Raw genomic sequence first — 22,813 nt, 5'->3', positions numbered from 1 at the left:
GTTGAACAAAGGGGCGACCTTATACGCGCGCAGGAATGATGCGCCAATAAGTAGGAGGCTGACCCATGCTTTTGAGCAATTTGTTCTCAGATGGATTGCCTTGTACTAGCAAAAACCCAACTTTTTTTTGAAAAAAACAAGATTTTCTGTCTTTTGTGTTTTTTTTGCTATAATGAGAAGAAGTAAGCTAGAGGGAGTAAGAACATGCAGAAATTATTTAAAGATGACAGCTTGACGCTGCACACCGATCTCTACCAAATCAACATGATGCAAACCTATTGGGAGTTAGGCAGAGCCGATCGTAATGCGGTGTTTGAATGCTATTTCCGTGACATGCCTTTTGAAAACGGCTATGCGATCTTTGCCGGTCTGGAACGATTGATCGACTATTTGAACGATTTATCCTTTTCAGAAACGGATATTGCCTACTTGCGAGAAATCGGCGGCTATCCAGAAGCCTTTTTAGAGTATCTAAAGGAGTTCAAGTTTGCTTGTACCGTTCGTTCTGCGTTAGAAGGCGATTTAGTCTTCAACAATGAACCGATCATTCAAGTAGAAGGGCCGTTGGCACAAGCACAGTTGATCGAAACGGCGTTACTGAATATGGTCAATTTCCAAACACTGATCGCCACGAAAGCGGCCCGCATCAAATCCGTGATCGGCACGGATCCCTTGTTGGAATTTGGTTCACGACGGGCACAAGAATTGGATGCAGCCATTTGGGGGACCCGAGCGGCTTATATTGGCGGAGCAGATGCGACGAGTAATGTGCGGGCAGGGAAGATTTTTGGCATCCCAGCCAGCGGAACCCACGCCCATTCCCTCGTGCAATCCTACGGCAATGACTATGATGCATTTATGGCATATGCCCAAACCCACAAAGATTGCGTATTCTTAGTCGATACCTATGATACATTGCGCTTAGGTGTGCCAAATGCGATTCGTGTGGCCAAAGAGATGGGGGATAAGATCAATTTCTTAGGTGTGCGGATCGACAGCGGCGATATGGCGTATATCTCGAAAAAAGTCCGTGAACAGCTGGATGAAGCGGGATTCACGGAAGCCAAAGTCTATGCTTCCAATGATCTAGACGAAAATACGATTCTAAGCTTGAAAATGCAAAAGGCGAAAATCGATGTGTGGGGTGTCGGCACCAAGCTGATCACCGCTTACGATCAACCGGCATTAGGCGCGGTTTATAAACTGGTGGCCATCGAAAATGAGCAGGGAGAAATGATCGACACCATCAAATTATCCAGCAATGCTGAAAAGGTTTCGACTCCTGGGAAAAAACAAGTTTGGCGGATCACCCGTAAATCTGACGGCAAGTCAGAAGGCGATTATGTCACGCTATGGGAAGAAAATCCACAAGCAGAAGACGAACTGTTCATGTTCCATCCTGTTCATACCTTTATCAACAAAACAGTGACGAACTTTGATGCGCGACCATTATTGCAAGACATCTTTGTGGATGGCCAGCAAGTGTATCAAGTGCCTGACTTAGAACACATCAAAGCCTATGCGACGAATTGCTTGGACTCCCTTTGGGACGAGTACAAACGTGACTTGAACCCACAGAAATACCCAGTCGATCTTTCGCAAGAATGCTGGGATCATAAAATGCGCACGATTGAAAAAGTACGCAAACAAACCAATGGCGCGATTTTGTAATCCGCAACTGCGCTGGTCCTAGGATCAGTCAGCTGCTTCAAAAAATAAGAGGAGGCGTTTCTATGACCATGCAACAAGAAATTATCAAAGAATTAGGAGTCTTACCGACCATCGACCCGAAAGAAGAAGTTCGTAAGAGTATTGATTTTTTAAAGGCGTATCTGCAAAAGAATCCGTTCTTGCATACGTTTGTCTTGGGGATCAGTGGTGGACAAGATTCGACGTTAGCTGGACGGCTTGCGCAATTGACGATGGAGGAAATGCGCAGCGAAACTGGGAATCCTAACTATCAGTTCATAGGGGTACGCTTACCTTATGGGGAACAAGCAGACGAAGAAGATGCCAAAAAAGCGCTAGCGTTTATCCAACCAGACATTGAGCTGCGGGTAAACATCAAAGCCGCCGTCGATGCGCAAGTACAAGCGGTGGAAGAAGCAGGGTTAGCGGTTTCCGACTTTAACAAAGGCAATATCAAAGCCCGTCAACGGATGATCACGCAATATGCCATTGCGGGTGAAAAAGCAGGGGCTGTTCTGGGAACAGATCATGCTGCGGAAAACATCACCGGCTTCTTTACGAAGTACGGGGATGGCGGAGCCGATATTTTACCACTATTTCGTTTGAATAAACGCCAAGGCCGTCAACTCTTGCAATACTTAGGCGCGCCAGAAGCGTTGTATACAAAAGTCCCAACTGCGGACTTGGAAGATGGCAAACCTTTAGTGGCAGATGAAGCAGCTTTAGGAGTGACCTACAACGACATCGATGACTATTTAGAAGGCAAGGAAATTTCGGCTGAAGCCCAACAAACCATTGAAAACTGGTGGAACAAAACGCAACACAAACGCCACTTGCCAGTCACGATTTTTGATGATTTTTGGAAATAAACGAAACCAATGATTGAGTTCCATTCGGATAGAAAGAAGAGTCTAGGGGCAAGAAACCTTAGACTCTTTTTTTATGAGGCTTGCTTTCTTTAAAAATAACAAAAGCTTCTTACCTCGGCTTTACTTTCTTGCCTCGAAAGCATAAAATACGAGGGTACCTAGAATGTGTAGAAAAGGAGGAATGTTCCTTCGTGAAAATAAATAGCCATCCTTATCTGAAGATCGCATTAAAAGGCATCGCCATCGTCCTGTTGATCATTTTCAGTAATTTATATTTGCAATGGTGTCAAAACAATCTTTCCGTTGAATTAGCTCTGAAATTTGCCTTTTCGTGGCATACAGCAAAGTTTTTCTTGGCTTGTGGGGTGCTACTGCTGGTGTATGGGGTGTTTGCCAGCTTGGCAGGTTCGGTACTGATCGGAGGCGTCTTTTATAGTGTCGTCATCGGAATCTTAGGATATGCCAACCACACAAAGATGGTCTATCGCCAAGAACCAATCTATCCCGATGATTTAAAGATGGTCACTCAATTCGATCTTCTTCGAACCATGATCGGCAATGGCGCCTTTTTCTTAGCCATCCTCTTCGCTCTGGCGGCGATCGGAGCGATCGGCTGGAGTATCTATCGCAGCCGCAAATTAAACCTGCGTTTGCAAGTGATGCGAGGAGCGGTGCTGGTCGTATGCTCGCTGGGCTTAGTCTATGTTTCTCACTTCAATGACAGCAACAACCTTTTACGCAAAGCCTACAATCAGACGGCGCTCTGGATTCCGTATTCACAAAAAATGAACTACTACAATACGGGATTCATCGGTGGGTTTTTGTACAACCTGCGGGTAGATGCCATGACGAAGCCTGAGGGGTATTCAAAAGAAGCGATCCAAGCGATTGCGGACACCTACAATGCACAGGCTGCGGAGAAAAATCAAGACCGTGAAAGTGAAGCACCAAATATCGTCTATGTGATGAGCGAGAGCTTTTCCGACCCGAGCCATTTAAATGGCTTGTCGATCACCGGCGATCCGTTGAAAGACTATTACCACGTCGCCGATCAAACCATCAGTGGAAAAATGCTTTCGCAAAATTATGGAGGCGGTACGGCAAACATCGAGTTTGAAGCGCTGACTGGTTTTGCCATGGGCCTATTGAATCCGCAAATGACGACGCCTTACACGATGCTGGTGCCGAAATTGACGCAACTGCCATCCTTGGTTTCTTTCTTGGAACAATCAGGGTATACGGCAACGGCGATCCATCCTTACGATACATCGATGTACAAACGCAAGGATGTCTATGGCGTGATGGGGTTTGAACAGTTTATCGATCAAGAGACGATGACCTATACCGACAAAATCGAAAATAATCCTTATATTTCTGATGAGGCGGCCTACAAAGAAGTGCTGGCATTGTTGGAAAACGATCAGCAACCGCAATTTGTCCATTTAGTGACGATGCAGACCCATATGCCGTATGCTGGTAAATACGATACCTTGAATTACCAAGCAAGCGGTCCGGGCAATATGGCTTCTTTGGAAAACTACCTGCAGGATATCTCCTACAGCAGTACAGCATTGAAAAACTTTGTAGCTGAATTAGAGCAGCTGGATCGGCGAACGCTGGTCGTCTTTTGGGGGGATCATTTACCAGGCATTTATGCCGATGAGATCAAGGAGCAAAATGAAACGGCTGCCCTGCATGAAACGGAGTTTTTGATGGTCGATTCGCAAGGAAATTTTGCCCCAGAAGATGTACCTGTAACAAGTCCCTTTTACTTTGCGCCGAACCTATTAGAAGCCAGTGACCAACCAACGAGCGGGTTTTACCAGTTGTTATTGGCCTTGCAAGATGAGCTGCCAGCTTTTGAAATGGGTCAATACTATCAAGGCGGGCAATGGCAGACGACCCTTGCATTGGATCAAGAAGCCCAAGAAATCTATGATGCCTACAATTTGATCCAATACGATGTGTTACAAGGAGAGCAATACAGTTTAACGACTGGTTTGTTTGACTAACTGAAACGTAAAATAGCGCCTTATCCCAGTGTTAGTCACAGGATAAGGCGCTTTTGTTTGTATGAAGTTATAAATCCTGCCATTTACGGTTTTGATCAAAATCATTGGCGGCGGCATAGGCGTCTTGAACGATCGTTTCAGGGTAGCCCATGACTTTTAAGAGGGCGATTGCATTGCGGCTCAAGGCAGGACCGGATTTGACCTTGTAATCAAAGGAGATGCCGTCATCTTCCGTGACTTGTTCAGAAAAATGAATGTTGCAGCAGTCATTTTTCAATATTTCAGTCAGCTCAATATCATGAGTGGCGACAAATGCCAATGATGGGTAGGCTCGCAGCCAATGGATGATGCTGGCAGAAGCAGCGATCCGTTCCACCGTATTGGTTCCTTTTAAAATCTCATCAACAAAACAATAGCAGCGCTGGTTTGTGGCAACGGTGTCTAGTAGGCGTTTGATGGATTTGATCTCTGCTACGAAATAGCTGTCGCCTTCAAATAAATCATCTTCGACAGCCATCGAGGTAATGACGTGACCGGGAACCATCGTAAAGGTTTCGGCAACTGCTGTCTGGATCGTTTGTGCCAAGATGCAATTGATGGCGATGCTTTTGACATACGTCGATTTGCCCGAGGCATTGGAGCCAGTCACGAGGGTATTGTGGGTCCAAGCAACATCATTCATGACTGCTTCACTTAGAAGCGGGTGATACGTACCCGTTGCTTGTACACCTCCGCTTGTTTGGAAGGTCGGTAGGCAAGTGATGGGCATATACGTGCGAAAATTTAAAATGGCGGCTGCGACTTCCAATTTTCCCAGCAAATTCCACAGATCGATGGCTGCTTGTTGGTGCTTTGCCAGGGTAGTAGTGACCGTTTGATAGGAAATAAACGGCAGCATAAAAATGATATTGATGTATTCAAACAACATGTCTCCTTCGCTGCCGTTTTTGGCACGAAACGAAAAGGCGAAACGAGTGATCTTTTTTAATGGTGCCAAGGATTGTTTGATCTCATCTTGGAGGGGCGTGTTGATTTTAGCGATCTGACTGCCACAGGCAATCGTTTGAACCAAATAGCGCATGCTGTTCAGTTCTGTTTCCAGCTTGGCTTTTTTGATGGAGTAATAGATCGTATTGAAAACGACACTAACCAACGTCAACAGGATGCCTTGGACAAACCCCAGCAGGAGCAGCAAGATGCCGACTAACGGCAGCACACCTAAAAAGACAAAGAACGGCAGAGAGCCGATCGATTGCGCAGCTTCATTGGCCAAGTAGGCTTTCGAAAAATTATCATCTTGTTTTCCTAAACGAGCAAACGTATATTGGGATTGTTCGCGTGCGGCACTGTCAGCAGCAAAAAAGTCGATCAATTTGGTCAGCTGTTTGTCCGTCTTGAAGCGAAAATTGCGTAATTGCTGGTACAATGCTTCTGAACCAACACTGGAAAACGTCAGATTAATGGACTCAAACAACGAAAAGCCATCCAAGTCATACCAAGTGATGTCATCGACCTCGCTATCAAAATCGTGAAACTTCTTCTCAGTCAGCCAAGCCTTTTTCAAACTCGCTTCTTTATCAAAGCGGGGCTGACGGGGAAGCTTTCCCCAAGCAAGCCGAACGTAACGGCGTACTTTGTATCGATTCCAGATATCTAATGCGGTCAAGATGAGAATGCTGGCGAGTATGATCAAAATGACCATCGTTTGTGGTTCCATATGCAAAAGTCCTCCTAATGGCTAATGAATTCTGGCTAAAGTTAAGTGTTGCTGTGGGCAGGATCAATTTCTTTCAAACAAGCATAGATCCGTTCAATATCTTGGGTCGTTCCTCGCAGCTCGAAATCCGCTAAGAACGGGAACGAAAATTGCTCCGCATATTGCATTGCGGTCAAGCAATATTGATAATTGAAGTTTTTGTTGCCACTGCCGATCACGCCTAAGCAAAGAGCTGCGTTGTTTTCATAGTCAATGTATTCCCGCATGGTTTCTGTGAGAATCTCCTGATCGCCGTTATCGACGCCATTTCCACCTTCTAAATAGGTAGGGACAAAAACCACATAAGGTTCGTCTTCTTGTTCAAACACACTGTTGTCATGAATTTCTTTGGCTTCCCAAGTACTCGGAGTGTCTTGCTGATCCGCATAGGCCAACAAGCGGTTGACGAATGCACGGGTATTTCCAGAGATTGAAATATAAAGTAGTTTCATTTTTTTCATCACCTTCCGCTTTCTAGTATAACAGAAACCATTTATGAAAAGAGGAGAACTTCGGCAGTCTTTTCTAGTAAAATGCAGCCAAAGGCTTTACACTGAGAGAGGAGTCCAATACAAAGGAGTGGCAATAATGTTTTCAAAAATGCATCATGTGGCGATCATCGCCAGTGATTACCAGCAGACCAAAGAATTTTATGTAGAGAAATTAGGCTTTGAAGTGATTCGTGAACATGCGCGCCCAGAAAAGAAAGATGTAAAAATCGACCTGCGCTTTGGGGAATCAGAAATAGAACTGTTTGTGGTGGAAAACCCACCAGCAAGACCAAGTTTCCCCGAAGCAGCTGGCTTGCGGCATTTGGCATTTGCGGTGGAAAATATTGAAGCAGTCGTGGCAAAGTTAGCCGCCAAAGGAATTGCGTGTGAACCGATTCGTTTCGATACCTTTACGAATAAGAAAATGACCTTTTTCCAAGATCCAGACGGCTTGCCGTTGGAATTGCAGGAATAAATAAGGAAAACTTTGTGTGGATCCTTTGTCGATTCAACTTGGTTTTTCTTGAGAGAATTGTTATTCTATGTATAGAAGTAAGGAGGAGAAAACGTGATAAGATTTGCAAAAAAAGAAGATCGCTTTGTCATGGCTGAACTCGTTTTAGTCATTTTAAAGGATATGGAATTGCCGTTTGTCAAAGAGATCGGTGAAGCAAAGACCTTAGAGATCTTGGCAGATGCCATGCTAGAACCCGACTATCGTTACGGCTTTCGCCGTGCGTTGGTCAATGAGATCGACGGGGAGGTTGCTGGGGTCGCCTTTGGATACCCAGACAAAGAAGAGGCGACGATCGATCAGCCTCTAGATAAAGTGCTGGAACAGTACGGTTTGAGTAAAGACATGAAGCTGTTTATCGATGAAGAAACCTTACCAAATGAATGGTACTTAGATACCATCTGTGTGGCTGAGAAATTTCGCGGCAAAGGTGTCGGCTCAGCCTTATTAGAAGCGTTGCCGAAAATTGCTTCTAGAGATGGCTATGAGGTGATCGGCTTGAGTGTGGATCGAGCAAATCCCCATGCGAAGCGGCTCTATGAAAAACATGGTTTTGAAGTCGTGGCCCAAAGAGAGATCAGTGGCCACCTATACGACCATATGCAAAAAAGAACCAGCTGATTTTTCAGCTGGTTCCATTTGTTAGTCGAAGCTCAAGAGGATGGTCTTTCTTGCGGTGCCGATTGTACAGCCAGTAATCCATGACGGCAGCGATACAGATGCAGACCGGTGCATCCCGATCATCAACGACATCCAGTACATAATAATCCCCCGTCAATAAGGTCGCCTTATCCATTTCCATGATCTTTTTATTGAAATGATGGATCCCATAGCGATGATTGTAGATATCGCCGTGGACCGCCCAGTGAAGCTGCTGGATATAGTAGAAATCACCCGGCCAGTTAAAGATTTTCTGCAGTGTACCGACTTTCTCAAAGTCTTTGTAGATCTCAAAGCGCGTACCAAAAGTAAAACTGATTTGTTTGATACTAGCAACCATTTGCCCATTCAAGCGGTAAAGGGAAAGAGCATCGCCCTTAGTTCCCCAACGGCCCACCATTAAAAACAGTGATTTGCCTGTTTCATCTTTGACAATGGTGCGTGTGACTCTGCTAAGTTGTCTGTCTTGGATGAAAAATTCTGACATACTTACGCCTCCTCATGTATCCCCAAAAAGCTGCGTGATTTAAAGATTTTCATCAATTGCCCGAACGATCGCTTTGCCGACACCAGACTCAATATTGGTGTCCGTCAAATACTTCGCGGCTTCTTTTACCTCTAACTCGCCATTTCCCATTGCAAAACTAACGCCTGCCAGTTGCAGCATACTTACGTCATTTAAGTTGTCACCGATCGTCATCACTTCCTCCAGTGAGATCATCCGATCCTTAGCGACATGCGCCACTGCGATTCCTTTTTGCGCGTTTCGGTGGTTGATCTCAATATTGTTTTGTCCAGAAGAAGTCACCACTAGATCGCCGTACCCATCGATGATTTTCGTGATAGGACCCAATACCCGCGCACCATCTTGATGGAAGCAGATCACTTTCAAAAATTCTAATTCTTCGATCGAAAACAACTCACTGAAATCATCGACATAATTGATCGGTAAAAATTCCAAACGGGCTGCTGTCATAGCAATCGCCATCTTATGGGTTAAATGGGGCATTGCTTCTGCCGTGTGGATCGCAAAATTTTCGATCCGACGTGTTTGGCTTTCCGAATAGATCCCGTTGCTCGTGGAGATCTCAAAATAGATGTCGTTTTCTTTGAGTAGGTCGATCAACGAACGAGTTTGATCATGGCTGATCGGCACAGTAAATAATGAATTACCCGCTTCGTCGTAGACTTGGGCACCATTCAAGGTGATCATTGCACAGTCGATCCCGGCTTCTTGCAGCGGCGGCAAAGCCTCTTTGCGGTTACGGCCAGTTGCGACCATAAATTCGATTCCTTTGGATTGGGCATATTTGATTGCTTGGATATTTTCTTCTGAAATCTGCATACTAGCATTTAAAAGCGTACCATCCATATCAGAAGCAATTAATTTGATCATTGTCAGCGTCCTTTCTTAATCGTTTCTACAAATAGTGTACCATAAATCGCGCATTTTTTTTCTTTCGAAGAGTAATTCTTGTTTCTAAGGGGAGGGATTTGTTATCCTAGAAGAAAACAAAGGAGATTCGCCATGAAACGACTATTGGACAATGATTGGCAAGAACAATTGCAGGAATCATTTGAGCAGCCGTACTACCAACAACTGCGGACTTTCTTGAAACAAGAATATGCCCAGCAAACGATCCATCCAGCAATGGATCATATTTATGAAGCCTTAAAACTGACACCATACCATGACGTAAAAGTTGTCATCTTAGGTCAAGATCCTTATCATGGCCCTCACCAAGCCCACGGACTGTCGTTTTCCGTACAGCCTGGGGTCAAAATACCGCCTTCGTTGCGGAATATTTACAAAGAATTAGCTGATGACTTAGGGATTCCACCTGTGTCCCACGGTTATCTCGTACCTTGGGCGCAACAAGGGGTCTTATTGTTGAATACCGTGTTGACAGTACGTGAAGGGCAAGCCTATTCACATCACGGGCATGGCTGGGAGCAGCTGACTGATACGATCATCGAAAAATTGAATCAACGAGAAGAACCGGTCATTTTTGTGCTTTGGGGCAAACCCGCCCAAAAGAAAGCCGCTTTGCTAGATACTAGCAAACATATTATTATAACAGCGCCTCATCCAAGTCCGTTATCAGCGCATCGAGGATTCTTTGGTTCGAAGCCTTTTTCTAAGATCAATCAAGCATTGCTGGCGTTAGGGGAAGAACCGATTTCCTGGGCGTTGCCAGAAAAAATAACACAGTTGTAAAACTGTGTTATTTAGAATGAGTAAACTTGTGAAAAAGGTAACGATATTTAAAATAATCGACTAATACAGGATTTTTATCTGTTCTTTTTTTCGCAATTATTGTACAATGGAAGGGTATAAAAAAACTGGAGGTCTTTACCCGTGGAATTATTCGAAAGTTTAAAATTTAAAATCGTGCGTCGTCATATCAAAATCGTTTTTCCTGAAGCAACAGATCCTCGTATCCTAGGTGCTGCTAGCCGTTTACGTTCAGAAGAATTAATTGAACCTGTTTTGATCGGTAACCCGGTTGAAATCGAAAAAGCAGCGGAAGCTCGCGGAATCAACGTATCAAACTTTGAAATTTTAGATCCTGAAAATTATGATCGTTGGGATGAAATGGTTGAAGCTTTTGTGGAACGCCGCAACGGCAAAGCAACGAAAGAACAAGCAGAAGAAATCTTAAAAGATGTCAACTATTTCGGTACAATGTTGACTTACATGGGCATTACTGAAGGAATGGTTTCAGGAGCGATCCATTCTACGGGTGATACAGTAAGACCCGCTTTACAAATCATCAAAACAAAACCAGGTGTGAGCCGTACAAGTGGTGCTTTCTTAATGGTTCGTGGTCGTGACCAAGAAAAATACTTGTTCTCAGACTGTGCCATCAATGTAAACCCAACTGCACAAGAATTGGCAGAAATCGCTGTTGACTCAGCGAAAACCGCTGAATTATTTGAAATCGATCCAAAAGTTGCTATGTTAAGCTTCTCAACGAAAGGGTCTGCGAAAGCACCAGAAGTAGATAAAGTCGTTGAAGCAACAAAAATCGCCAAAGAATTGGCACCAGAATACCAAATCGATGGAGAATTGCAATTCGATGCTGCGTATATCTCAGCAGTTGCGCAATTGAAAGCTCCTGAATCTGAAGTAGCAGGTAAAGCAACCGTCTTTGTTTTCCCAGATTTACAATCAGGAAACATTGGTTACAAGATCGCCCAACGTTTCGGTAACTTTGAAGCGATTGGACCAATCTTACAAGGATTGAACAAACCAATCTCTGATTTGTCTCGTGGTTCAAATGAAGAAGATGTCTACAAATTATCAATCATTACTGCGGCACAAACACTAATGGAAAAATAAGCAGCCAATCGCTGCACTTATGAAAAACTGATCTCTTGAGGATCAGTTTTTTGTTTTGCTCTTGGAAAGTTGAGGGCAGCAAAGGAGGAAGTGTGCGCAAAAGCAACGATCCAGTGATCGTCGGGAAATTTTCCCTAAGCTCCTTCTTTACAATTCCTTGAAAAACAAGCTATACTAGCAACTAGTAAATTAGATTGATCAAAGGATGGGGACTATGTTTACCATTAACGACTTAGAAGCAACCGCAGCATTTGCAAAAATCATTGGAGAGGCAGCCGAGCCAGGGGATAATCTGGTATTGACGGGCGATTTAGGTGCTGGCAAAACAACCTTGACGAAAGGCATCGCCTTGGGGCTAGGAATCGAGCAACTGATCAAAAGTCCGACCTATACGATCATTCGTGAATATACCAATGGGCGGCTACCGCTGTATCATATGGATGTCTATCGGGTGGAATACGGTGCAGAAGATTTAGGACTGGATGATTATTTCGAAGGGGATGGCTTGTGTGTGATCGAATGGGGCAATCTCTTAGAAGCCTCCCTGCCAGAGGATTATTTAGAACTGATTTTGGAAAAAGATGATACAGATGAACAAAAACGTCTTGTGAAATGTCATGCATATGGCACCAAAGCAACCGCCTTTTTGCAACGGATCACAACAAAATGGCAGGCAGCCCATGAGTGAGATCCAATTACAGATCAAAGAAGCCACGGGTGCTGATGCCAAAGCTGTGTTAGCAGTCAGTCAACAGCTAGGAGAAGAAACGGATTTTCTTTTGATGGACGAAAGCGGCTTGGCGTTGCCAGAAGCCTTATTGGCAGAACAGCTGGACGCTATCTATGAACGGGACGACTATTTGCTGTTGTTGGCATTTGATCAAGAACAATTGATCGCCATGGCATCAGTCAAAGGCCATGAAGAGTGGCAATTAGCCCATGTCGGGGAGATCGGTATCTCGATTTTAAAAGACTATTGGGGCTTAGGCTTAGGTTCGCTCCTGATTGAAGAATTACTGGACTGGGTAGTAGAAGTTGGCGAATTGACCCGCATCGAGTTGACCGTTCAAGCGAGAAATTTACGGGCGATCCATCTGTATCAAAAATTTGGTTTTTTAACAGAAGGCTGTATGAAAGAAGCGGTGCAAACCCGCGAGGGGCAAAAAGTTGACGTCTTGATGATGGCACGTCTTTTTGAATCATAAAAAAGGAGTGAAGGAAATGGAGTTTCGGGAACCGACGATCGCAGACTGCGATCAAATCGAAGCGTATCGGCAAGCCTTCGAGAAGAATCAAGAAGTCATCCATGGTGGGGCAGGACTTGTAGAAAGTCCCACAGCCAAAGACTGGCTAGAGGGATTGGTGGATTTTAAAACAGCAGAAACGGTACCAGAAGGATTCGTTCCCGCCCGTACCTATCTGGCTATCCAAGATCAAAAAGTGGTCGGTCTCTTGAATCTGCGTCTGACACTTAATGCGTATTTGCGCCAAATTGGCGGACACATCGGGTATTCAGTGCACCCAGACCATCGAAAGCAAGGCATCGGCTCGGCAATGTTGGCACAGTCATTGGTAAAGGCCAAACAATTTGGCTTGAACAACGTGTTAGTAACCTGTGAAGAAGCCAATCGCGCCTCCGCCAAAGTCATTGAAAACAACGGTGGTAAATTGACAGAAAAAGTCATTGATCCTGAAGATGGCGCTATAATCTGTCATTATTGGATCGATCTGACTTAAAATGAATCCTTCCTTAAATGAAAACGTGCGTCCTAAAGGCTAGCGCAATGCTGACTTTAGGACGCACGTTCTTATTTATTTGACTAAAACCAATTTTTTTAATGGATCGATACCAAATTCTTCTTCTTGACGCAATAAGATTTGGGCACATGCCCGACTATCTTCTAGTGCATCATGGTGGTTTAGTAAAGGAATCTGTAATTGCTCACAAACCGTGTTTAATTTGTGGTTCGTAAATTCTGGATACAGCTTGCGGCTCGTTCGCACCGTGCATAAGGAAAGATAATTTGGTTGTGACAACCCATAATAATCAAGACATCCCGCCAAAACTCCAGTATCAAAACCAGCGTTATGCGCAACGATCAAACTGTTCAGTTGATAATATTGTTGGATTTGTTTCCATACGTCAGGAAACTTAGGCGCTTCTTGTACATCTTCTGGACGGATGCCATGAATTTGAATGTTTTTCCAAAAAAATTCCGTTTCCGGTTGGATCAATGTGTAATATTCGCCCACGATTTTGCTATCTTGTACCATGACTAGTGCAAGGGAACAGGCACTATGCTTTTGATAATTTGCTGTTTCAAAGTCCATTGCGATAAAATTCATCAGACTCACCTCATTGCCATTCTAGCACAAAATCAAAGAATGAAAAGCGAACAAACGTTAAGAAAAACTGAAGTTTTCTTACGGTTAGTTGAGATCCAGTTCCACCGGACAATGGTCACTGCCAATGATATCTGTATGGATCTTGGCGTCTAGCAAGCGCTCATTTAAGTCATCCGAAACGACAAAGTAATCGATGCGCCAGCCAGCATTGTTTTTGCGAGCGTTGAAACGGTAGCTCCACCAAGAATAAATACCTTCTGCATCTGGATAGAAATAGCGGAACGTATCGGTAAAGCCAGCAGCCAAAAGAGTCGAAAACTTTTCCCGTTCTTCAGGTGTAAACCCAGCACTTTTTTGATTGGTTTTCCAATTTTTGATGTCGATATTTTTATGGGCAACATTCAAATCACCGCAGAGAATCACTGGCTTTTGTTGTTTCAATTCAGTCAAGTAAGCCAAAAAGGCATCTTCCCAAGTCATGCGATAATCCAAGCGGCGCAATTCATTTTGGGAATTCGGTGTGTAGCAAGTAATCAAGAAAAATTCAGGATACTCCAGCGTGATGACGCGACCTTCCGTATCATGTTCTTCGATTCCTAATCCATAACGGACCGATAGTGCAGGTTCTTTTGCGAAAATTGCTGTGCCAGAATAGCCTTTCTTCTCCGCATAATTCCAGTATTGATGATAGCCTGGTAAATCCAATTCGATCTGACCTTCTTGCAGCTTTGTTTCTTGTAAACAAAAGAAATCAGCATCGAGGGCTTCAAACACTTCAGAAAAATTTTTTTTAACGATGGCCCGTAAACCATTCACATTCCAAGAAATAAATTTCATTGAGACTCCTCCTTATTTTCCACTACGCCTCCCATTTTACCTAAAAAAGCCAGAAGCGCAAAGCAAGTGAGCGGAATGAGGAAAACAAGGAGGAAGAATGAGGATTAAATTTGGATGCTAGAGAAAATTCGTTTGTAGTACGGAAAAGGAACGATGGCTCCTTACGCTTACTTCCATTTTATGATACAGTCATTTTGAAAAGGGGGCAGTTTCATGACGATCAAAGCGCAAGTTTCAGCGAAAATGACTTCGAAAAATCAAATAACTATTCCAAAAAGTGTGCGGCAAATACTAGGCTTAAAAGAGAATCACTAGGTAATTTTTGAATTTACCCCAGAAGGTGAGATCAAGGTAAGAGGCGAAAAAGCAGCACCTTCTTTTGAAGCTTTTTGGAAACAAGAATTAGCGATCATAGAAGAAATGGGAAAATTTGACACAGGTGAGATGTTTTTTGAAAAAGATTTAGGTGAGGAGAACATTGAATGGTAAGGCAAGGAGATATTCTTTTATTGACTTAAATCCCACCAAAGGAAATGAAATGGCAAAAAAAGACCGTGTGTAGTGGTTAGTAATGATTATTATAACAAGAGTTTCAATACCATCTTAGTGATGCCAATCAGTAGCTCAAAAAATATGTAGAAGAAAAATTTGCTCGATCGAATGCGTTTCAAACAGTTACCGAAACACAATAAAGTAAAGTTCAAGGGACGATTCTTTGTCAGCATATTTGCAGTGTGGACTTCTTGCATCGCAGCAACTTAGAAGTAGTCGATAAAGTCACTACGGAGATGAAAGAACGATTATCTGAAATAACAAAACACTTTTTTTGAAGCTTACTCTTTATTAATCAGGTCATTCGAAAAGAGGCGCTTATGGGTCATTCGACCATTAAGCTTTTCTTTGATTCACCAGAGGTAGCAACTTTTCCTTGAACATGCTAAAATAAGTGAGATGTTTATTGTGAAAGGAAACCTTCTCGTGAATAAAGACTTGATGATTGCGCAATTCCCTGAAATTGCCTTATTAAAAGATGAACCCTTATTGAACTATACGTATACAAAAACTGGTGGACCGGCAGACATTTTGGCTTTTCCCAAAACAGCAGATGAAGCCAAACAGCTGCTTGATTATTGCCGAGAACAAGCGATTCCTTGGATCGTCTTAGGAAATGCCAGCAACTTGATCGTCCGTGACGGTGGTATTCGCGGCGTGGTGATCATGCTATCAGAAATGAACCAAATCGTGGTGGACGGCACTTCTTTGATCGTCGATGCTGGAGCAAAGTTGATCGATACCACCTATGTCGCTTTGCATGAATCGTTGACTGGTTTTGAATTTGCCTGCGGGATTCCTGGCAGTGTCGGCGGTGCCGTCTTTATGAATGCTGGCGCCTATGATGGCGAAATCCAAGATGTCTTTGCGTCCTGCGACGTTTTGCTGGCTAATGGTCAAATCGTGACTTATACCAAGGATGAAATGGAATTTGCTTATCGTCATAGCAAATTACAAGAGCAAAAGATGATCATTTTAAGCAGTCGCTTTGATTTAGCAAAAGGCGATCAAGAGCAAATCAAAAAGCGGATGGATGAACTGACAGAATTGCGGCAATTGAAGCAACCGCTAGAATACCCCTCTTGTGGGAGTGTCTTTAAACGTCCAGTCGGTCATTTTACCGGCAAGCTGATCCAAGATGCAGGCTTACAAGGATTGAAATGGGGCGGAGCCCAAATTTCGGAAAAACATGCGGGCTTTATCGTGAATGTCGATCAAGCCACTGCAACGGATTACGTTGAACTGATCGCTCATATCCAACAAGTCATCAAAGAAACCTTTGATGTCACCTTAGAAACAGAAGTCCGAATCATCGGCGAAGAATAGAATAGCAAAAAGATTGTCCTGAGGGGCAGTCTTTTTTTTATGAGAGCTGATAAAAAAGAGCTTAGGTTTGTAAGCTTTCTCAGTCTTCGGTACAATAAACGAAAAGGAGTGAGCAGGATGAAAAAGTGGGGACGCGTCATTTTGTTTGTTGGGTTCGCCTTTCTTTTCGGTGGTTGTACGAAATTACCGCAAGAACAGTTTGCCGAACAGTTGACGAATCAGCAAGCAGCGAATGCTGGTGAATTCCAAGCGACGATCGATACCTTTGAGATGGGCAGCAGCAGCGAATACGGTCAAGAAGCCGATAGGTATGCCTCCATGTTGATGTCACAGTTAGTCGGTTCGTCATTTAAAGGGGACTTCGTCCAGGACAAAGAAACCAAAGCGATTTTACTCAATCTGGCAGTCGCTTTTGGGGGGCAGGAGCTGCCGATCAAGCTGATCGTCGATCCAGAAAAACAAGAAGCGTATGTGTCAGCTGAAATCTATGAAACACTGCAAGGGTATATCAGCGCATTTGGTAGTGACAGTTATGGGACAAAACCAGACGCTGCGGAATATGAAGGCAAATACCTGCGCATCGATCAAGAAACCTTAGATTCTTACTTTGGCGAAGGAACTTTTGCAGAGGACGGCGAGGGGACAACCGAAGCAGAAAAAGAGCCTGAAAACCTCTTTACGATGAACAGTCTTTTTCATAATGAGACGTTTGCAGACTATTTGAAAACCTTTGAACCAGATGCTTTCAAAAGAGATGGAGATACGATCAGCCACACGTTTACCAAAGAAGAATTGGCAGATTATGCAACCTATGCTCAAGAACACGGCGCCGATCAAAATCAAGTCGCCGAATTAGAAACGATGTTGGAAGAAGTTGAGCAGTTTGACTTAGCCATGACCGTCAATACGAAAACAAATCAGCAGAAAATGGCTTTTCACTTCGTGCAAGCGGATGAGCTGCAAACCACTATCGGAGCCACGGTGACTTTTACAGGGAAGAAAAGTGATACTGCTGTTGCAATCCCTACAGCGGAAGAATTGATTGACCCAGAAGAATTGTTTTCTCCCTATGATTATGGTTGGGATGACAGCTATGACGATGGGGATGAAAATGATTATGATGATGAGTACTGGGATAGCTATGATGAAGCCGATGATTGGTCTTCTTATATGCTGACGGATGAGGAGTTTGAAGAACTGCTGCTGCAAATCAAGCAAGAGCTGCCTTATTTGACCCAAGCAGATATCGATGATTATCTGACATTTTATGAAGAGTATTTGACCCAAGAGCAGTATCAAGAGCTTGTCGAAGCACTCCAAGTGACACAAAGTTTATAAGACACTCAAAAGGGAAGCGACCGCCTAAGTTAGCCAAAAAGCTAACTTTGGGCGGTCGCTATTTTTTTAGATACGATTTTTTTTGCGGTTCATGACTAAGCGTAAAAGGACGGTTCCAACTGCCATCGTGGCGATTCCCGCTACAATGGCTTCAGGTACACCTTGGGCGAAGATTACACCCAAAATCGCTGCATAGACAGCATTGCCAGCTTTCCCCACAACCTCCGCATATTCTTGCTGGAACAAGAAGTAGATCAAGTTCATTACCAGGATCGTATTCGTCAAGCCTCCAGCGACACCAGCAATCAGTAGCGAAAGACTTTGCTGTTTGTTTTTCCAGATTTTTTGACAGCCTTTATAAACAAAGTAAGGAACGACACCAATCAAAATACGAGGAATCAACGCTACGAGGATCGCTTTCCAGCTTCCTTGATCACTCCCATAAATCGGTACGAAAGGGGAGAAGACAAAAGAAAGCGGGGTGATGATCCAGGTCGAACGCACCATACTGATGATCCCAAAGGCGCCGCCTAAAAAGCCGCCGATCCGAGGGCCCAATACAATAGAAGCGATGATCACAGGAATATGCATCGTTGTCGCATTGATTGGTCCTAAGGGAATAAACCCAAGAAAGGGAACCGATGCTAAAAGAATCAAGATTCCTAAAAAGAAAGCTGTTAAGACAAGTTCAAAGGTTGATATTTTTTTCATTGTTAGACACTCCGTACTTCCAAAGCAGTCAATGCTTTTTCGAGAATCGTTTCTGTTGCTGCTAATGCGCCTCTGCCGAAATCACCGCAAGCCAGTAACGCTTCACGGGGTTCAATCTCTTGGAAGCCGACTTCTTTCAAAATCCCCAAATTTCTTTGAACAATCGGGTTTTCGTACATGACGGTATTCATGGCTGGCGCAATCAAGCGGGGAACGGATAACGGCAACGCTAAGGCAACTGTTGAGATCAAATCATCGGCTATCCCATGCGCCAGCTTGCCAATACTGTTGGCACTGGCTGGGGCGAGCAAGAAAAGATCGGCTTGTTTGGCTAGTTCAATATGATTGATCCGATCTGGTTGACGTTCTTGCATAACATCGACATGGATCGGGCGTTTGGATAATGACTGTAACGTCAAAGGCGTAATAAATTGTGTGCTGTTTTGAGTCATTAAGACATCCACTGCATAGCCCTTTTTGGTTAATTCATTGGTTAGGTCGGCTGCTTTGTATGCAGAGATACTGCCGCTGACGCCAAGCAGAACGTGTTTTTGTTTCATGTTTCTTTCTCCTTTTCTAAAAAACATCTAGCTAAGCACGCAGGTCATTGCGTAATGTGTCAACGATCAAGGTTGCGATCTCAGCTTTTGTGCGGCCAGTCCCGATTTGTCCTTCTTGTGTCAAAAGGTGTCCGACATGCTGGTTTCCAGAAATTTGCGTCAAGTCGTTGGCCAACACATAATCCGCTTGGCTAGCTAGCAGACTTTTTCGTGCGACCGCAAACAACTCGACTTCCGCTACGTCTACTAATAATTTGAATCCGACTAATAAGGTTGTCGGCTGTAATGCTTTGATGGTTTGGATCACTTTCGGGGTTTTCTTCAACACTAAAAACAAATGATCAGTATTGGAAGAAACTTTGCCTGCCGTTGTTTCAGATTGTGTGAGCACGTGTGCCATCAATGCCGGAGTGACCTGGTTGTCATAAGCTGGTAGGGCATCGTTGATTGCTTCATAAAACGCTGCTTCTGAAAAATGAGCAGCAGGGGTGAAATCACTGACTGCCATACTGTGGATCACAGCAGCATACGAATGGGTCGTCAATAAATCGGTCAACTGCGCCAACAAGTCCGTGGTCCCTTCAATGAAATGACAGGTAACGCGTGGATCGGTCGGCGGTTGTTTGGCAGTTTTCGTCGTAACGTAATCGATGGTCACCTCAGGGTATTGCAGCCATTCCTTGGCAATGGCTTGACCAAGTGAGCCCGTGGAATGATTCGTGATTGCACGGACATCATCGATTTTTTCGGAAGTACCACCAGCCGTAATCAAAATTCTCATTGCGCTTGTGACACCTCAACGATCGTCCGTCCTTGGTGCGTACCAGCTAATAAAGCTGCCAATGTTTCTGGCAAGTCTTCCAAAGTGATGGCTTTCGTGTAAAGCTGATCGATCACATTCCACTCACCCGCTAATTTCTCCCATAACGCCGAGCGGATCTCATGGGAAACATTGACCGAATCGATCCCAATTACGCGAATCCCACGCAAAATAAATGGTAAGACAGTCGTTTCGATTTTGATTCCACCGGCATTGCCGCATAAGAAGGCACCGCCCCCATACGCGATTTGCGGAAGCACTGCCGCAAGCAATGGACCGCCAACTGTATCGATGACCGCTGCAAACGTTTGTTTTGCTAATGGTTTGACCTTTTCTGGTACCACGTCATCAGGACTAATGATTTTTGCTGCGCCTAGGTCCAACAACCATTGCGCATCGTTTTTCCGAGATAGCGCCACTATATTTGTATAGCCCAGTTTTTTCAATAAAGCAATGCTGACACTGCCGACGCCACCGCTAGCGCCTGTCACCAAAATAGCAGCGTCTTTTGCTAAGTGCAGCTGTTCTAATTCTTGCACCGCTAAAGCTGCTGTGAACCCAGCAGTGCCATAGGTCATACTGTCTTTTGCTGAAAAACCAGCAGAACGTTTCACGAGCCACTCGGCTGGGACCCGTTGAAATTGACTGTAACCGCCTGGGTGAGAAACCCCTAAGCCATAACCTGTCACTAAGACTTGGTCGCCTGGGGCAAAATCAGCAGACTGACTGTCCACGACTTCCCCTGCTAAATCGATTCCCGGCGTCATCGGATACGTGCGGATCACGCCGCCATTTTCTTTTGCTGCCAAGGCATCTTTGTAATTGACATCTGAGTAATCAACACGGACAAGCACATCGCCTGCTGGCAGCTCGTCAAGGGTTGCAGTTGCGAGTGAAGCAGTAAAATTTGGTTCATTCATGACACGAAAGGTAGAGAAATTCGTCATTTCAGACACTCCTTTGATGGTTTGTACTCATAATACCATAAGTTTTATTTTTTTAACCAGTGAAGCAAGAAAAGGCAGGTCTTCTTATCAAAAAATCAGCAAAAACAGATCATTATTAAATCTACCTTTTCTTCGTTAAAATAGAAGTTGTTCTTTTAAACCTTTGAAAAGCGAAAATGACGGGACCGCCACTCCTTTCCTTTATAATACAAGCGTTTAGCGTCACTCCTTTTTTGATCAGAGAGAAAAGATTTCAAAAAAATGAAGAAAAAAGGCTTGTGTTTTTTGCAATTATTTGTATACTAGAAAAAGTGAAATTAAACATGAAGTTTACTTATAGCAAACTTTTTTATTTGAAGTTGTGTCAATCAAAGGGGGAATGAACATGGAGATTGGCGAGAAGCTGCGCAATTTGCGCGTTCAAAAGAATTTGACCCAAGAAGAATTAGGCGAGCGGACCGATTTGACGAAAGGCTATATCTCACAGTTGGAACGTGATTTGAGTTCGCCTTCTATGGAAACTTTTTTTACGATCTTAGAAGTTTTAGGCGTGACACCAGAGGAATTTTTCCGAGAAGAAAATGCGCAGCATCAAGTGGTTTATCGCGAAGAAGACAGCACGCTTTATTATGATGAAGAAAATGGCTATGAATTGAAGTGGCTGATTCCCGATTCCAATGAAAATGAAATGGAGCCAGTCTTGCTGACTTTTGATAAAGCGGGCGAATACAAGACCTTTGAACCATCGTTAGCAGAAACATTTATCTATGTCTTAGAGGGCAGTGTGGCCTTGACACTAGGAGAAACGCAGTACAAGGCTCGTAAAGGCCAATCGATTTATTATCAGGCGACTGAGCCGCATCAATTAAAAAATATTGCGGGCAAAAAAAGCCGTGTGCTTGTAGTCGTGACAGATTCTTATTTATAGTACAGGAGGAAAGAGTGTGGGAAAAACAATAATTTCATTCAACAATGTGGTGAAGCGATTTGATGATGATGAAACAGTTTTGAAAAAAGTGAGTTTTGATATTGAAGAAGGTCGCTTTTATACATTGTTAGGTCCTTCAGGTTGTGGAAAAACAACCATCTTACGCATCATTGCGGGTTTTTCGGACGCAACAGAAGGCGACGTTTATTTTGATGGACAAAGAATCAATGACGTTCCTGCCAATCAACGGCAAGTGAATACTGTCTTTCAAGATTACGCCTTATTCCCACATATGAACGTTTTTGAAAATGTGGCATTTGGTCTGCGAATCAAAAAATTACCAAAAGATGAAGTGAATAAAAAAGTCTTAGAAGCGTTGCGGCTAGTGCAGCTTCCTGGTTATGAGAATCGTGAAATCAGCGAAATGTCTGGAGGACAACGCCAACGGGTCGCAATCGCACGAGCGATCGTCAATGAGCCCAAAGTATTGCTTCTTGATGAACCCTTGTCCGCATTGGATTTGAAATTGCGAACCGACATGCAATACGAGCTGCGGGAATTGCAGCAGCGACTAGGCATCACCTTTATTTTTGTCACCCATGACCAAGAAGAAGCGTTGGCGATGAGTGATGAGATTTTCGTTATGAATAAAGGGAAGATCGTCCAAAGCGGCACACCGGTGGATATTTACGATGAACCAATCAACCATTTTGTGGCGGATTTTGTCGGTGAAAGCAACATCGTCACAGGTACGATGATCGAAGACAACTTAGTGGAATTTGTCGGCAAGCAATTTGAATGTGTCGATGGCGGGATGCGGCCGAATGAAGCCGTTGAGATCGTGATCCGTCCAGAAGATTTGAATTTGACGACGGCGGAAAAAGGCAAGCTGGTCGTTGAAGTAGACACGCAATTGTTCCGAGGCGTGCATTACGAAATCATTTGTTACGATGAACAAGGCAACGAATGGATGGTTCACTCTACAAGAAAAGCCACTGAAGGAAGCAAGATCGGTCTTTCCTTTGAACCAGAAGATATCCACGTCATGCGTTTCAATGAGTCCGAAGAAGATTTTGATGCTCGTTTAGAGAGCTACGAAGATTAGGAGGGAAAG

General features: G+C 43.9%; 25 protein-coding genes and 1 pseudogene. 16 read left to right on the top strand and 10 right to left on the bottom strand.

All coding sequences use genetic code 11. From position 1 onward, the window contains the following. Positions 1–204: 204 nt before the first annotated feature. From IGI72_RS14455 to IGI72_RS14445, 3 genes are all read left to right on the top strand, one after another. The gene (locus IGI72_RS14455) at positions 205–1,671 is read left to right on the top strand and encodes a nicotinate phosphoribosyltransferase (protein WP_005228507.1); all 1,467 of its coding nucleotides are present in this window, start codon (positions 205–207) and stop codon (positions 1,669–1,671) included. Between the two features lie 62 nt (positions 1,672–1,733). Beyond that, the gene (gene nadE, locus IGI72_RS14450) at positions 1,734–2,558 is read left to right on the top strand and encodes an ammonia-dependent NAD(+) synthetase (RefSeq protein WP_010749896.1); all 825 of its coding nucleotides are present in this window, start codon (positions 1,734–1,736) and stop codon (positions 2,556–2,558) included. Between the two features lie 191 nt (positions 2,559–2,749). Further along, on the top strand, positions 2,750–4,570 hold the full coding sequence (locus IGI72_RS14445) for an LTA synthase family protein (RefSeq protein WP_159160764.1): 1,821 nt from the start codon (positions 2,750–2,752) through the stop codon (positions 4,568–4,570). A gap of 67 nt (positions 4,571–4,637) precedes the next feature. Here the strand turns inward: IGI72_RS14445 and IGI72_RS14440 are convergent, their stop codons facing one another. Next, positions 4,638–6,287, bottom strand: coding sequence for a MutS-related protein (locus IGI72_RS14440; RefSeq protein WP_128488443.1), 1,650 nt, complete (start codon positions 6,285–6,287; stop codon positions 4,638–4,640). A 41-nt stretch (positions 6,288–6,328) separates the two neighbouring features. Continuing rightward, complete coding sequence (gene nrdI / locus IGI72_RS14435; protein WP_438754658.1) at positions 6,329–6,778, bottom strand: class Ib ribonucleoside-diphosphate reductase assembly flavoprotein NrdI; 450 nt, start codon at positions 6,776–6,778, stop codon at positions 6,329–6,331. A 136-nt stretch (positions 6,779–6,914) separates the two neighbouring features. On the opposite strand from nrdI, the gene gloA2 reads away from it, so the two are divergent. Beyond that, positions 6,915–7,292, top strand: coding sequence for an SMU1112c/YaeR family gloxylase I-like metalloprotein (gene gloA2 / locus IGI72_RS14430; RefSeq protein ID WP_438754657.1), 378 nt, complete (start codon positions 6,915–6,917; stop codon positions 7,290–7,292). Between the two features lie 93 nt (positions 7,293–7,385). Continuing rightward, positions 7,386–7,952 carry a GNAT family N-acetyltransferase gene (locus tag IGI72_RS14425; RefSeq protein ID WP_005228513.1) on the top strand — a complete coding sequence of 189 codons (567 nt, stop codon included), beginning with the start codon at positions 7,386–7,388 and terminating at the stop codon, positions 7,950–7,952. A gap of 4 nt (positions 7,953–7,956) precedes the next feature. Here IGI72_RS14425 and IGI72_RS14420 read toward each other — a convergent pair whose 3' ends face one another. Both IGI72_RS14420 and IGI72_RS14415 read right to left on the bottom strand, forming a co-directional pair. Then, a complete protein-coding gene (locus IGI72_RS14420) occupies positions 7,957–8,478 on the bottom strand; it encodes an LURP-one-related/scramblase family protein (protein ID WP_005228514.1) in 522 nt (173 codons plus the stop codon). Between the two features lie 39 nt (positions 8,479–8,517). Continuing rightward, the gene (locus IGI72_RS14415; protein WP_074535475.1) at positions 8,518–9,387 is read right to left on the bottom strand and encodes a Cof-type HAD-IIB family hydrolase; all 870 of its coding nucleotides are present in this window, start codon (positions 9,385–9,387) and stop codon (positions 8,518–8,520) included. Positions 9,388–9,519: 132 nt separating this feature from the next. Here IGI72_RS14415 and IGI72_RS14410 point away from each other — a divergent pair, with 132 nt between their 5' ends. The 5 genes from IGI72_RS14410 to IGI72_RS14390 all read left to right on the top strand — a co-directional run bounded on the left by IGI72_RS14410 (position 9,520) and on the right by IGI72_RS14390 (position 13,071). Next, on the top strand, positions 9,520–10,209 hold the full coding sequence (locus IGI72_RS14410; RefSeq protein ID WP_015510245.1) for a uracil-DNA glycosylase: 690 nt from the start codon (positions 9,520–9,522) through the stop codon (positions 10,207–10,209). Positions 10,210–10,350: 141 nt separating this feature from the next. Beyond that, positions 10,351–11,334, top strand: coding sequence for a phosphate acetyltransferase (gene pta / locus IGI72_RS14405; RefSeq protein ID WP_005228517.1), 984 nt, complete (start codon positions 10,351–10,353; stop codon positions 11,332–11,334). A 214-nt stretch (positions 11,335–11,548) separates the two neighbouring features. Further along, entirely contained in the window at positions 11,549–12,022 is a 474-nt protein-coding gene (tsaE, locus tag IGI72_RS14400; RefSeq protein ID WP_010749889.1) for a tRNA (adenosine(37)-N6)-threonylcarbamoyltransferase complex ATPase subunit type 1 TsaE, read from the top strand. Next, a complete protein-coding gene (locus tag IGI72_RS14395; protein ID WP_010749888.1) occupies positions 12,015–12,539 on the top strand; it encodes a GNAT family N-acetyltransferase in 525 nt (174 codons plus the stop codon). The genes tsaE and IGI72_RS14395 overlap by 8 nt, the downstream gene beginning before the upstream one ends. Positions 12,540–12,555: 16 nt before the next feature. Continuing rightward, entirely contained in the window at positions 12,556–13,071 is a 516-nt protein-coding gene (locus tag IGI72_RS14390; protein ID WP_010749887.1) for a GNAT family N-acetyltransferase, read from the top strand. A 75-nt stretch (positions 13,072–13,146) separates the two neighbouring features. Here IGI72_RS14390 and IGI72_RS14385 read toward each other — a convergent pair whose 3' ends face one another. Together IGI72_RS14385 and IGI72_RS14380 are read right to left on the bottom strand one after the other, a co-directional pair. Then, positions 13,147–13,680 (bottom strand): 3'-5' exonuclease, encoded by a 534-nt coding sequence (locus IGI72_RS14385; protein ID WP_010749886.1) that lies wholly within the window; start codon positions 13,678–13,680, stop codon positions 13,147–13,149. 84 nt (positions 13,681–13,764) lie between these two features. Beyond that, the gene (locus IGI72_RS14380; protein WP_005234144.1) at positions 13,765–14,517 is read right to left on the bottom strand and encodes an exodeoxyribonuclease III; all 753 of its coding nucleotides are present in this window, start codon (positions 14,515–14,517) and stop codon (positions 13,765–13,767) included. 213 nt (positions 14,518–14,730) lie between these two features. Here IGI72_RS14380 and IGI72_RS14375 point away from each other — a divergent pair. The 4 genes and pseudogenes from IGI72_RS14375 (at position 14,731) to IGI72_RS14360 (ending at position 17,733) form a co-directional block, all read left to right on the top strand. Next, positions 14,731–15,006, top strand: a pseudogene (locus tag IGI72_RS14375) (AbrB/MazE/SpoVT family DNA-binding domain-containing protein). A 72-nt stretch (positions 15,007–15,078) separates the two neighbouring features. Next, the gene (locus tag IGI72_RS14370; RefSeq protein WP_438755107.1) at positions 15,079–15,156 is read left to right on the top strand and encodes a hypothetical protein; all 78 of its coding nucleotides are present in this window, start codon (positions 15,079–15,081) and stop codon (positions 15,154–15,156) included. Positions 15,157–15,510: 354 nt separating this feature from the next. Continuing rightward, positions 15,511–16,395, top strand: a complete 885-nt coding sequence (gene murB, locus IGI72_RS14365; RefSeq protein ID WP_421758195.1) for a UDP-N-acetylmuramate dehydrogenase — start codon at positions 15,511–15,513, stop codon at positions 16,393–16,395. 117 nt (positions 16,396–16,512) lie between these two features. Beyond that, positions 16,513–17,733, top strand: coding sequence for a hypothetical protein (locus IGI72_RS14360; RefSeq protein ID WP_438754656.1), 1,221 nt, complete (start codon positions 16,513–16,515; stop codon positions 17,731–17,733). 66 nt (positions 17,734–17,799) lie between these two features. Here IGI72_RS14360 and IGI72_RS14355 read toward each other — a convergent pair whose 3' ends face one another. The 4 genes from IGI72_RS14355 to IGI72_RS14340 are packed head-to-tail and all read right to left on the bottom strand — an operon-like array spanning position 17,800 to position 20,771. Next, complete coding sequence (locus IGI72_RS14355) at positions 17,800–18,444, bottom strand: ECF transporter S component (protein WP_005228527.1); 645 nt, start codon at positions 18,442–18,444, stop codon at positions 17,800–17,802. 2 nt (positions 18,445–18,446) lie between these two features. Further along, entirely contained in the window at positions 18,447–19,004 is a 558-nt protein-coding gene (gene coaC, locus IGI72_RS14350; RefSeq protein ID WP_005228528.1) for a phosphopantothenoylcysteine decarboxylase, read from the bottom strand. Between the two features lie 31 nt (positions 19,005–19,035). Beyond that, positions 19,036–19,785 (bottom strand): phosphopantothenate--cysteine ligase, encoded by a 750-nt coding sequence (coaB, locus tag IGI72_RS14345; RefSeq protein WP_438754655.1) that lies wholly within the window; start codon positions 19,783–19,785, stop codon positions 19,036–19,038. Further along, a complete protein-coding gene (locus IGI72_RS14340; RefSeq protein WP_438754654.1) occupies positions 19,782–20,771 on the bottom strand; it encodes an acrylyl-CoA reductase family protein in 990 nt (329 codons plus the stop codon). The genes coaB and IGI72_RS14340 overlap by 4 nt, the downstream gene beginning before the upstream one ends. 385 nt (positions 20,772–21,156) lie before the next feature. On the opposite strand from IGI72_RS14340, the gene IGI72_RS14335 reads away from it, so the two are divergent. Together IGI72_RS14335 and IGI72_RS14330 are read left to right on the top strand one after the other, a co-directional pair. Next, positions 21,157–21,699: a helix-turn-helix domain-containing protein gene (locus IGI72_RS14335; protein ID WP_005228532.1), complete on the top strand. Its 543-nt coding sequence runs from the start codon at positions 21,157–21,159 to the stop codon at positions 21,697–21,699. A 16-nt stretch (positions 21,700–21,715) separates the two neighbouring features. Continuing rightward, positions 21,716–22,804 (top strand): ABC transporter ATP-binding protein, encoded by a 1,089-nt coding sequence (locus tag IGI72_RS14330; RefSeq protein ID WP_005228533.1) that lies wholly within the window; start codon positions 21,716–21,718, stop codon positions 22,802–22,804. Positions 22,805–22,813 lie beyond the last annotated feature (9 nt).

Source organism: Enterococcus sp. DIV1059_2, assembly GCF_051713685.1.
Classification (GTDB): domain Bacteria; phylum Bacillota; class Bacilli; order Lactobacillales; family Enterococcaceae; genus Enterococcus_D; species Enterococcus_D casseliflavus.
Note: the sequence above shows the minus strand (reverse complement) of the source record. Positions and strands in the feature narration are given on the sequence as shown.

Bases quoted from the DNA above. Each gene is read 5' to 3' on its own strand.
- IGI72_RS14420 (WP_005228514.1), bottom strand. From the start codon at position 8,478: ATGTCAGAATTTTTCATCCAAGACAGACAACTTAGCAGAGTCACACGC.
- nrdI (WP_438754658.1), bottom strand. From the start codon at position 6,778: ATGAAACTACTTTATATTTCAATCTCTGGAAATACCCGTGCATTCGTC.
- IGI72_RS14455 (WP_005228507.1), top strand. From the start codon at position 205: ATGCAGAAATTATTTAAAGATGACAGCTTGACGCTGCACACCGATCTC.
- coaB (WP_438754655.1), bottom strand. From the start codon at position 19,785: ATGAGAATTTTGATTACGGCTGGTGGTACTTCCGAAAAAATCGATGAT.
- murB (WP_421758195.1), top strand. From the start codon at position 15,511: ATGATTGCGCAATTCCCTGAAATTGCCTTATTAAAAGATGAACCCTTA.
- IGI72_RS14335 (WP_005228532.1), top strand. From the start codon at position 21,157: ATGGAGATTGGCGAGAAGCTGCGCAATTTGCGCGTTCAAAAGAATTTG.
- IGI72_RS14360 (WP_438754656.1), top strand. From the start codon at position 16,513: ATGAAAAAGTGGGGACGCGTCATTTTGTTTGTTGGGTTCGCCTTTCTT.
- IGI72_RS14390 (WP_010749887.1), top strand. From the start codon at position 12,556: ATGGAGTTTCGGGAACCGACGATCGCAGACTGCGATCAAATCGAAGCG.
- tsaE (WP_010749889.1), top strand. From the start codon at position 11,549: ATGTTTACCATTAACGACTTAGAAGCAACCGCAGCATTTGCAAAAATC.
- gloA2 (WP_438754657.1), top strand. From the start codon at position 6,915: ATGTTTTCAAAAATGCATCATGTGGCGATCATCGCCAGTGATTACCAG.
- IGI72_RS14355 (WP_005228527.1), bottom strand. From the start codon at position 18,444: ATGAAAAAAATATCAACCTTTGAACTTGTCTTAACAGCTTTCTTTTTA.
- IGI72_RS14395 (WP_010749888.1), top strand. From the start codon at position 12,015: ATGAGTGAGATCCAATTACAGATCAAAGAAGCCACGGGTGCTGATGCC.
- nadE (WP_010749896.1), top strand. From the start codon at position 1,734: ATGACCATGCAACAAGAAATTATCAAAGAATTAGGAGTCTTACCGACC.
- IGI72_RS14410 (WP_015510245.1), top strand. From the start codon at position 9,520: ATGAAACGACTATTGGACAATGATTGGCAAGAACAATTGCAGGAATCA.
- IGI72_RS14340 (WP_438754654.1), bottom strand. From the start codon at position 20,771: ATGACGAATTTCTCTACCTTTCGTGTCATGAATGAACCAAATTTTACT.
- IGI72_RS14415 (WP_074535475.1), bottom strand. From the start codon at position 9,387: ATGATCAAATTAATTGCTTCTGATATGGATGGTACGCTTTTAAATGCT.
- IGI72_RS14385 (WP_010749886.1), bottom strand. From the start codon at position 13,680: ATGAATTTTATCGCAATGGACTTTGAAACAGCAAATTATCAAAAGCAT.
- IGI72_RS14440 (WP_128488443.1), bottom strand. From the start codon at position 6,287: ATGGAACCACAAACGATGGTCATTTTGATCATACTCGCCAGCATTCTC.
- IGI72_RS14380 (WP_005234144.1), bottom strand. From the start codon at position 14,517: ATGAAATTTATTTCTTGGAATGTGAATGGTTTACGGGCCATCGTTAAA.
- coaC (WP_005228528.1), bottom strand. From the start codon at position 19,004: ATGAAACAAAAACACGTTCTGCTTGGCGTCAGCGGCAGTATCTCTGCA.